This window comes from Caproiciproducens galactitolivorans (assembly GCF_026672255.1).
GTDB classification, from domain to species: Bacteria; Bacillota; Clostridia; order Oscillospirales; family Acutalibacteraceae; genus Caproiciproducens; species Caproiciproducens galactitolivorans_A.
This window is the reverse complement of the sequence record NZ_JAPOHA010000020.1, coordinates 19936-28456: the sequence shown is the minus strand read 5'-3', so window position 1 is coordinate 28456 and position 8521 is coordinate 19936. Positions and strand designations below refer to the sequence as shown.

The following is an 8521-nucleotide window of genomic DNA, read 5'->3' as shown; positions in this document are numbered from 1 at the left end:
TACGCGGCGGGCTTCCTCCACATTTTCCTCATAGGACTTCGAGGAGCCGTCAAACATAACGGAGGTAAAGCCGCCGTCGACACAGTCCTTGCAAAGTTCATAGGAGGAACCGTGGTCAAGGTGCAGAGCGATCGGAATATCCGGGTTCTCAATCACCGCCGCCTCCACCAGCTTCGTAAGATAAGTGTGGTTTGCGTATTTGCGCGCGCCTGCGGAGACCTGAAGAATAACCGGTGCTTTCAGTTCCTGACAGGCTTCGGTAATTCCCTGTACAATTTCCATGTTGTTCACATTGAACGCGCCGACCGCGTATCCGCCTTCGTATGCCTTTTTAAACATATCCGTAGTATTAACGAGTGGCATCTTTTAACCCCCAAATATAATTTTCTGCGTATATTATAACGCAATTTTCAGAAAAGATAAAGATAAATAGTAAAATATATATTTCCGCCCGCAATCCCTTTTTTATGAATCCTGCATAAGGTTTCCTTTTTGGAGAATGTTACCGGGAATTATTTCTCCGCAAACAGCGCCGGGTTGCAGCGGCTGTAGTGGAAAATATACTGCTGCGCGATTCCGGCGTAGCAGCCGAAGGCCTCCGGCCCCCTGCCGGGAAAAAGGGTGCGCATCGCGCGCTTCATCCAGACGTCCATCGGAAACGCCTCCAGCCGGTGCAGGCCGTAAAGCAGGGTGCAGTCCGCCACCTTCGGCCCCACGCCGTGAATGCTCATTAACTGTTCGCGCGCGTCGGAAAGCTCCGCGGTTTTCAGCTTTTCGAGGTCAACCTGCCCCGCGACGACTTTCTGCGCCGCGTCCACAATATATTTCGCCCGGAAGCCGCAGCGGATTTCGGAAAGCTCCTCCGCCCGCAGCGCGGCAAGCCGTTCGGCGGAAGGGAACGTAAAAAAGCCGTCCCCGACCGGTTCGCCGAACTGCCCGCAGAGCCGCTTTACAATTCCCCGGATGCGCGGAATATTGTTGTTTTGGGAGATAATAAAGGAGCAGAGCGCTTCCCACGGCTCCTGATTCAGGATGCGCATGCCGGGCGCGAATTTCGCCGCCTGCGCCAGCGTCTCGTCCTCCGCGGACAAATCCGCACGGATTTTCGCGTAATCGAGCGAAAGGTCAAAATAATGCCGCCAGAATTCATCTTCATAAACCTGTGGTATATTTTTCTCCGAAATATTTAAAATATGCCCGAAGGCAACGCCCGTATACGAACCGTCCGGCTGTTTATCCCAACGGAAGCACTGCCCGCATTCCAGCGTCTGTTCCAAATCGAAATCCACATTCTTTCCCATTCCCTTTTCCCTCTGCTTTCCGGGCATCCCCGCCTGTTTTACACTTCTTCTATTATAACATGATCGTAAAGGTTCGAATACTGTGCGTTTTAAATGGATCCTTCCACCGGTTTACATAAACAAATTATACATTTCGTATGCAAAAGTGGAAAAGACAAGCCGTTTTGCACACTTATCAACACTTTCAACAGAGTTTTCAACAGGGAAAGCCGGGTATTCCACGGTGTTATGTAAACTTTTGCAAATACTCAACGTATAAATTGTCCTACAAAGGGCGGTCTCAGGCTGTATAATTCTACATTTCCATAAAGTTTTCCACGGTATGCATAAAATACATTTCAACAGCTCAACAGCGGTTTCAATCCGAAATCCGCCCGTCCCAATCGATTTGGCACTCCAAAACGGGATTCTATCCGGGTTTTTTCAGCGCCGGAAAATCGGATTCAGCATATTGTACAAAATATATAATTGCCATTATTAAAATTTGGCATCATTTCCGTGTGCCAAATCTGTTTTTGTTTTTCTTGAGAAAGTATGACACTCCGGCTTATAATCGAAGCAGAAATATTTCGGACTATTTGTTGAAAGGCGGAGTAAACATGAAAGAAAAAGTTCAGAGCTTCGGAAGATTCCTAAGCGGCATGGTCATGCCGAACATCGGGGCTTTCATTGCTTGGGGCCTTATCACCGCAATGTTCATCAAAACGGGATGGGCACCGAATGAGAAGCTCGCCGCGATGGTTGACCCAATGCTCAAGTATCTGCTCCCGCTGCTGATCGGCTACACAGGCGGCCGTATGGTTGGCGGACAGAGAGGCGCCGTTGTCGGTTCCATCGCCTCGATCGGCGTAATTATCGGTGCGGGCATTCCAATGTTCCTCGGCGTTATGATCATGGGACCTCTGGGCGGCTATGTGATCAAGCAGTTTGACAAACTGATCGCAGGCAAAGTCAGAGCGGGCTTCGAAATGCTCGTTGACAACTTCTCAGCCGGTATTATCGGCGGTATCCTCGGGATCCTCGCTTTCCTGCTGATCAACCCAATGTGCGTCGGCCTGACCAACGCCATGGCTGCCGGTGTTGACTTCTTTGTAAAAGCAGGCCTGCTGCCGCTGGCGCAGATCATCATTGAACCCGCAAAGGTACTGTTCCTCAACAACGCAATCAACCACGGTATCCTGACCCCGCTCGGGATTGAGCAGGCCGCCAAAGTCGGCAAGTCCATCTTCTTTATGCTCGAAGCAAATCCGGGCCCCGGCCTTGGCCTGCTGCTTGCTTACTGCATCGCCGGTAAAGGTACTGCCAAGAGTTCTGCTCCCGGCGCTATCATCATTCACTTCCTCGGCGGTATTCATGAAATCTATTTCCCGTATGTTATGATGAACCCGATCCTGATTCTTGCGGTTATCGCCGGCGGCATGACCGGTTCCTTTGTGGAAGGTATCCTCGGCGCGGGCCTTGTAGCTGCCGCTGCCCCGGGAAGCATCTTTGCTTTCCTGCTGATGACCCCGAAAGGCGGATTCCTTGGTACCATCCTCGGCGTAACCTGCGCCGCAGCGGTCAGCTTCGCACTTTCGTATGTGCTTCTGAAAGCAACGGTGAAGGACGAAGACAACCTTGACGAAGCCAAAGACAAAGTCAAGGCAATGAAATCCGGGAAATTCGGAAAAGCCGGAAAAGCCGCTCCCGTACTTCGCAAAGTCAATGTAAGCAAAATTGTATTTGCCTGCGACGCCGGCATGGGCTCCAGTGCAATGGGCGCAACCGTCCTGAGCAAAAAGCTGAAGGAAGCCGGTCTGGACATTCAGGTTCTCCATTCCTCTATTGAGGATATTCCCCGCGACACACAGATCGTTGTTGTTCACCAGGAGCTGATGGACAGAGCCAAAAAGGCTGTTCCGAACGCACAGCTCGTAACCATTACCAACTTTATGGTGGCACCGGAGTATGATGAGCTCGTCAATCAGCTCAGCGGTCTCGCTTCGGCAATATAACAAAGAAAACCGGTTTCAATCCGTACATAAATACTGTATACGGAACACAGAAAAAATAGTACTCTGGGCATCAGGGAGGGGCTGCAAATGACTTTTACACCGCGTTTAAATCATTTGTTTCGTATTTTGCTGAAAAATACGGAACCCGTTTCTGTGAGCGAACTTGCTGCCCTGTTGAACACCAGCAAGCGTACGCTTTTCCGTGATATGGAAAACGTCAATTCCCAGCTTCGTGGCTTCAATCTGAAAATCAATGCAAAAGCAGGTGTGGGAATCCGGCTGGAGGGAAGCGAGCAGGACAGAGACCGGCTTGCCCAGGCGCTTCTAAGCGAAGACGAACCGGAACCTATGGACAAAGAGTCCAGAAGAAAACGCCTGATTCTGGAAATTCTCAAAAATCAGGACGTACAGAAGCTTTATTACTATTCAAATTTGTTCAAAGTCAGTGAAGGGACGATCAGCAATGACATGGATGCCATTGCTGACTGGTTCCGTGAAAATGATTTGGAGCTGTCCCGGCGGCAGGGATACGGTGTTGCTTTAGAAGGCACCGAAGAAGCCTACCGTCGGGCTCTTTCCCAATTTATCTACGAAAATATCAGCCGGGAAGAGCACTGGGAGGCGCCTGCCGGCCCGGACAGAAAACCGGCTGACGAAATAGATATTTCCCCCCTGCTGGACGCAAAAATTTTCAATCAGGTCATCTCCGCGCTGAAGACGATCCCGAGCAAAAAACTGGAAAGGTTCACGGAATCCTCCTGGTTCATGTTTGTGATTTACCTCTCTATTGCGGCAGAAAGAATTATCAGGCAAAAAACCATTTCCATGGAACCGGATGTCACTGCAAAACTGAAAGCAACAGAAGACTATGTGCTCGCCGACACCGTTGCGGATATGCTGGAGAATTCCTTCCGGTTCAAGATCTGTGACGAGGAAAGAGCCTATATATGCATTCATATAAAAAGCGCAAAGCAAAAATATATTGATAAGAATCCGGACGATGATTTTTACATAAACCATTACGAGCTGATCCGCATGATTTACCGGATGATTGACCGGTTTGACCCTGAACTGGCTCAGGAACTGAAGATGGATGAAGTTCTGCTGAGCGGACTGATCACCCACCTGGACCCCACACTGATCCGGTTAAAACACAACATGGTCATTCAGAACAATATGCTGGAGCAAATCCGCACCATGTATCCGGATATCTTTGAAAAAAGCAAAAATGCCGCTCAGGTCATCCGGGAAAGCTACGGCTTTACCGTGCCTGACGCGGAAATCGGCTACCTCGCGACGCATTTCGGCGCTGCGGTCATTCGCATGAAAGAGAGAAAACTCCGGCGCAAGGTTGTCACCATCGGCGTTGTCTGCGCAAGCGGAATCGGTATTTCCTATTTAATGTCCTCCCGCATAAAAAATACGTTTAAGGCGGATGTTCTGGTTAAGACGTTCGCACAGGAGGATTTAGCCGAAGGACCCCCGCTGGATATTGATATCCTCGTATCCTCTTTCCCCATCAAAGATGTTCCGTATTCCTATCTGCTGGTCAGCCCCCTGCCTACAGATGAGGATCTGGAAAAAATCCGCGAAGAGATCAACCGCTGCGCCTATGTGGAAACGGGCCTGCTCCTGCCTGAAACAAAGAGCGGGGGTCCCAGCTATTTGCACAAAACGTGGGATATGGCGGAAAGTATTCAGTCCGTACTTTCTCAGTTTGAGATTACCTACACGGAAGAAAACATCGAATTTACGGAGCTTGTCAAGCAGGCAAGCCAGCGTTTCGGGGACAGTGACGTAAACCGCAGGCTGATTTTCAACGACTTTCTTGCGAGAGAAAAAATCAGTTCACAGGTGGTCGTCAGCTACCAGTTTGCCCTGCTGCACGCCAAAACCGACGGGGTAAGCAAACCGGTGTTCTCCGTAATTCTGCCCACTCACCCACCCTTCCGCAGCGAATATTTACAGGGTGCCGTGCTGGCGGTGGTTATGCTGATTCCCAAAAATTCCGACGGAAAAGAAAACAGTCAAATGATGGGAAAACTCAGCAGTGCGCTGATTGAAGACGAAGATTTTCTGAACGCGCTCAAATCCGGAGACCGCGATGTTTCCTATAAAAAAACACAAGAGATTCTGGAAGGGTACTTTGCTCAGAAGATCAAAGAGCTTTATCTGTGAATCCATGAATTCAGGCTCATGTGAAAAGAAGGTGGTACATATGTTTTTTAAGAAAAGCGCAAAAAAGTCGGAGCTTTTGATGAAGCGAAATATTGTTTTGAACTGCAGCGCTGCGGATAAGGAACAAGCAATCCGGCACGCGGGAGAGCTACTGGTGGAAAGCGGTTATGTCGAAAAACCCTACGTTGACGGCATGCTCGCAAGAGAGAATAAGCTTTCCACCTGTATCGGCAACAGCATTGCCATTCCCCACGGCGAAAGCGAAGTCAAGAAGAAAATTATTTGTTCCGGACTGGTGGTCATGATCTACCCGGACGGAATCCCGTGGGACAGCGAAACCGTCTATCTGGTGGTAGGCATTGCCGCCGTGGGAGACGAACATCTGGAAATTTTACGGAATATTGTTGAGAAACTGGACACCCCGGAATCCGTGGAATCTCTGGTAAGGAGCGGGGACGCCAATAAAATCTACAATTTGTTCAGCGGCGGCTGATCCCGGCTGGAAAAGCCAACCGGCCTCAGAGACCGGAGAAAGGAATGACTATGAAGACGAAAGCAGTCAGAATGTACGGAGCAGATGATTTGCGGCTCGAGGAATTTGAGCTGCCGGAAATAAAGGATGATGAAATCCTTGTTAAGGTTGTAAGCGACAGTATCTGCATGTCCACCTATAAACTGGTAAAGCAGGGGAAAAAGCACAAGCGCGCCCCTCAGAATATTGACACCAATCCTGTAATCGTCGGGCATGAATTTGCCGGCGATATCGTGAAGGTAGGAGCAAAATGGCAGCACGAATTTACACCGGGCGAAAAATTCGCGCAGCAGCCCGCTCTGAATTATAAAGGATGCCTGAATTCACCCGGTTATTCGTACGAATTTTTCGGCGGTGACTGCACCTACTGCATCATTCCGCATGAAGTTATGGAGCTGGGCTGCCTGCTGCACTACAACGGACCCAGCTACTTTGAAGCGTCCCTCGGCGAGCCGATGTCCTGCGTTATCGGCGGTTTCCATTCCAATTACCACACCAACAAGCGGAACTATGACCACGCTTCCGGCGTGAAGGAAAACGGGGCGCTGCTGATTGTGGGCGGTGCGGGCCCCATGGGTCTTGGCGCGGTGGAATACGCCGTCTGCCTTGAAAAGAAGCCGCGTCTGGTCGTCGTAACCGACGTCAGCGAGGAGCGCATTGCGCGCGCGGAAATGGTTGTACCGGTTTCCAAAGCCGCGGAGCATGGCGTAACCTTAAAATATGTCAATCCAAATAAAATGGATGACCAGTATGAAGGATTAAAGGCGCTGACCGATGGCAAGGGCTACGACGACATTCTCGTTATGGCGCCTATCCGTCCTCTGGTTGAGCTGGCGGACAGCCTGCTCGCGTTTGACGGCTGCCTCAATTTCTTTGCCGGTCCGACCGACAACAAGTTTTCCGCTAGCATTAATATGTATAATACCCATTACATCAGCACCCACATTATGGGTTCCACCGGCGGCAACACCGACGACCTTGTGGAGGCGCTTGACCTGTCCGCAGCCGGAAAAATGAATCCCTCGGTCATGGTTACCCATGTCGGCGGTCTTGACTGTGTTGCAGACACAACCGAAAACCTGCCCTCCATTCCCGGCGGCAAAAAGCTGGTTTACACCCACATCCGTATGCCGCTGACAGCCATAGAAGATTTCCGCAAGCTGGGCGAAAAGGATGAGCTTTTCAAAAAGCTGGCGGACAGCTGTGACAGACACAACGGTCTGTGGAACAGCGAAGCGGAACATCTTCTCTTTGCACATTACGGGCTGGACGGCTGAAAAAATACATCTATAAAGACTGCGGGGTGCGCATAATTGATTTATACCGTAACATTTAATCCCGCGCTCGATTATATCACGGACGTTCCGGATTTTCGCGAAGGCGAAATCAACCGGAGCTGCGGTGAGAAAATTTTGAGCGGCGGAAAAGGGATCAATGTCTCCATTGTTCTGAAGAACCTTGGACTGGAAAGCACGGCACTCGGATTCATTGCCGGATTTACCGGGGATGAAATTGAAAGAGGCGTACGATCCTTTGGCTGCAACACCGATTTCATCAAACTGAACAGCGGTTTGTCCCGTATCAACCTGAAAATTCGCTCCAAACACGAAACAGCGGTAAACGGCGGCGGTCCGCTGATTCCCCGGGAAAAAATCGACGAGCTGTTTTCGCAGCTGAGCGGCCTTTCCGACGGAGACATCCTTGTTCTTGCGGGCAGCATTCCTCCCTCCCTGCCGGCCGACACCTATGAGACCATCCTGGAACGGCTGCAGGAAAAAAAGATACGCATTGTAGTGGACGCCACCGGGCAGTTACTCCTGAATGTTCTGAAATTCCGGCCGTTTCTAATCAAACCAAACCGGGAAGAACTGGAAGAGCTGAGCGGGCGGGTGCTGAAAGGCGAAAAAGAAATTATCCTCGCCTGCAAAGACCTTCAAGCGCTTGGCGCCTGTAATATTCTGGTCTCGCTGGGCGGCGACGGCGCAATTCTTGTCAGTGAAACAGGCGGCGTTTACCAAAGCGCAGCCCCCCGGGGCAAGGTTGTCAACACCGTCGGCGCGGGGGATTCTATGGTAGCCGGTTTTCTGGCGGGGTACCTGAGAAACAAGAGCCTGCCGGAAGCCTTCCGAACCGGAATCGCCGCGGGAAGCGCCAGCGCATTTTCCGAAAACCTTGCGACCGGAAAAGAAGTTTCCGCTCTGCTTAAAACAATGAAGGGGTGAAAAAGATGAAAGAGTTCCGCTATGTCATTCAGGATGAGGATGGAATCCATGCAAGGCCGGCCGGCTTTTTAGCTCAGGAGGCACAAAAACACGCCTCGGAAATCACCATCAGTAAAACCGGGAAAACGGGAAATGCAAAAAAATTGTTTTCCGTCATGAGCCTCGCGGCAAAAAAAGGGGAAGAGGTCACCGTTAAGGTGGAAGGTCCCGATGAGGAACAGGCTTTTGAGAGCATCCAGTCTTTTTTTAAGACGAATTTATAAGCTTATAAGATGTCATGACGATACATCTCCA

Annotated in this window: 8 protein-coding genes; 6 read left to right on the top strand and 2 right to left on the bottom strand. The window is 50.4% G+C overall.

What is annotated here, in order from left to right:
- Both OUY18_RS13660 and OUY18_RS13655 read right to left on the bottom strand, forming a co-directional pair.
- Positions 1 to 363: class II fructose-bisphosphate aldolase (locus tag OUY18_RS13660; RefSeq protein ID WP_268059334.1), on the bottom strand; the 363-nt coding region annotated here is incomplete at its 3' end.
- A gap of 149 nt (positions 364 to 512) precedes the next feature.
- Entirely contained in the window at positions 513 to 1301 is a 789-nt protein-coding gene (locus OUY18_RS13655; RefSeq protein WP_268059333.1) for a DNA-3-methyladenine glycosylase family protein, read from the bottom strand.
- Between the two features lie 599 nt (positions 1302 to 1900).
- Here OUY18_RS13655 and OUY18_RS13650 point away from each other — a divergent pair.
- The 6 genes from OUY18_RS13650 to OUY18_RS13625 all read left to right on the top strand — a co-directional run bounded on the left by OUY18_RS13650 (position 1901) and on the right by OUY18_RS13625 (position 8490).
- Positions 1901 to 3295, top strand: a complete 1395-nt coding sequence (locus OUY18_RS13650) for a PTS mannitol transporter subunit IICB (RefSeq protein WP_268059332.1) — start codon at positions 1901 to 1903, stop codon at positions 3293 to 3295.
- Positions 3296 to 3382: 87 nt separating this feature from the next.
- Positions 3383 to 5473 (top strand): BglG family transcription antiterminator, encoded by a 2091-nt coding sequence (locus OUY18_RS13645; protein WP_268059331.1) that lies wholly within the window; start codon positions 3383 to 3385, stop codon positions 5471 to 5473.
- Positions 5474 to 5513: 40 nt separating this feature from the next.
- The gene (locus OUY18_RS13640; protein WP_268059330.1) at positions 5514 to 5966 is read left to right on the top strand and encodes a PTS sugar transporter subunit IIA; all 453 of its coding nucleotides are present in this window, start codon (positions 5514 to 5516) and stop codon (positions 5964 to 5966) included.
- 50 nt (positions 5967 to 6016) lie between these two features.
- Entirely contained in the window at positions 6017 to 7282 is a 1266-nt protein-coding gene (locus tag OUY18_RS13635) for a zinc-binding dehydrogenase (protein ID WP_268059329.1), read from the top strand.
- 36 nt (positions 7283 to 7318) lie between these two features.
- Positions 7319 to 8227 carry a 1-phosphofructokinase gene (gene pfkB, locus OUY18_RS13630; protein WP_268059328.1) on the top strand — a complete coding sequence of 303 codons (909 nt, stop codon included), beginning with the start codon at positions 7319 to 7321 and terminating at the stop codon, positions 8225 to 8227.
- A gap of 5 nt (positions 8228 to 8232) precedes the next feature.
- A complete protein-coding gene (locus tag OUY18_RS13625; RefSeq protein ID WP_268059327.1) occupies positions 8233 to 8490 on the top strand; it encodes an HPr family phosphocarrier protein in 258 nt (85 codons plus the stop codon).
- Positions 8491 to 8521: the final 31 nt, after the last annotated feature.

Bases quoted from the DNA above. Each gene is read 5' to 3' on its own strand.
- OUY18_RS13635 (WP_268059329.1), top strand. From the start codon at position 6,017: ATGAAGACGAAAGCAGTCAGAATGTACGGAGCAGATGATTTGCGGCTC.
- OUY18_RS13655 (WP_268059333.1), bottom strand. From the start codon at position 1,301: ATGGGAAAGAATGTGGATTTCGATTTGGAACAGACGCTGGAATGCGGG.
- OUY18_RS13640 (WP_268059330.1), top strand. From the start codon at position 5,514: ATGTTTTTTAAGAAAAGCGCAAAAAAGTCGGAGCTTTTGATGAAGCGA.
- OUY18_RS13645 (WP_268059331.1), top strand. From the start codon at position 3,383: ATGACTTTTACACCGCGTTTAAATCATTTGTTTCGTATTTTGCTGAAA.
- OUY18_RS13625 (WP_268059327.1), top strand. From the start codon at position 8,233: ATGAAAGAGTTCCGCTATGTCATTCAGGATGAGGATGGAATCCATGCA.
- OUY18_RS13650 (WP_268059332.1), top strand. From the start codon at position 1,901: ATGAAAGAAAAAGTTCAGAGCTTCGGAAGATTCCTAAGCGGCATGGTC.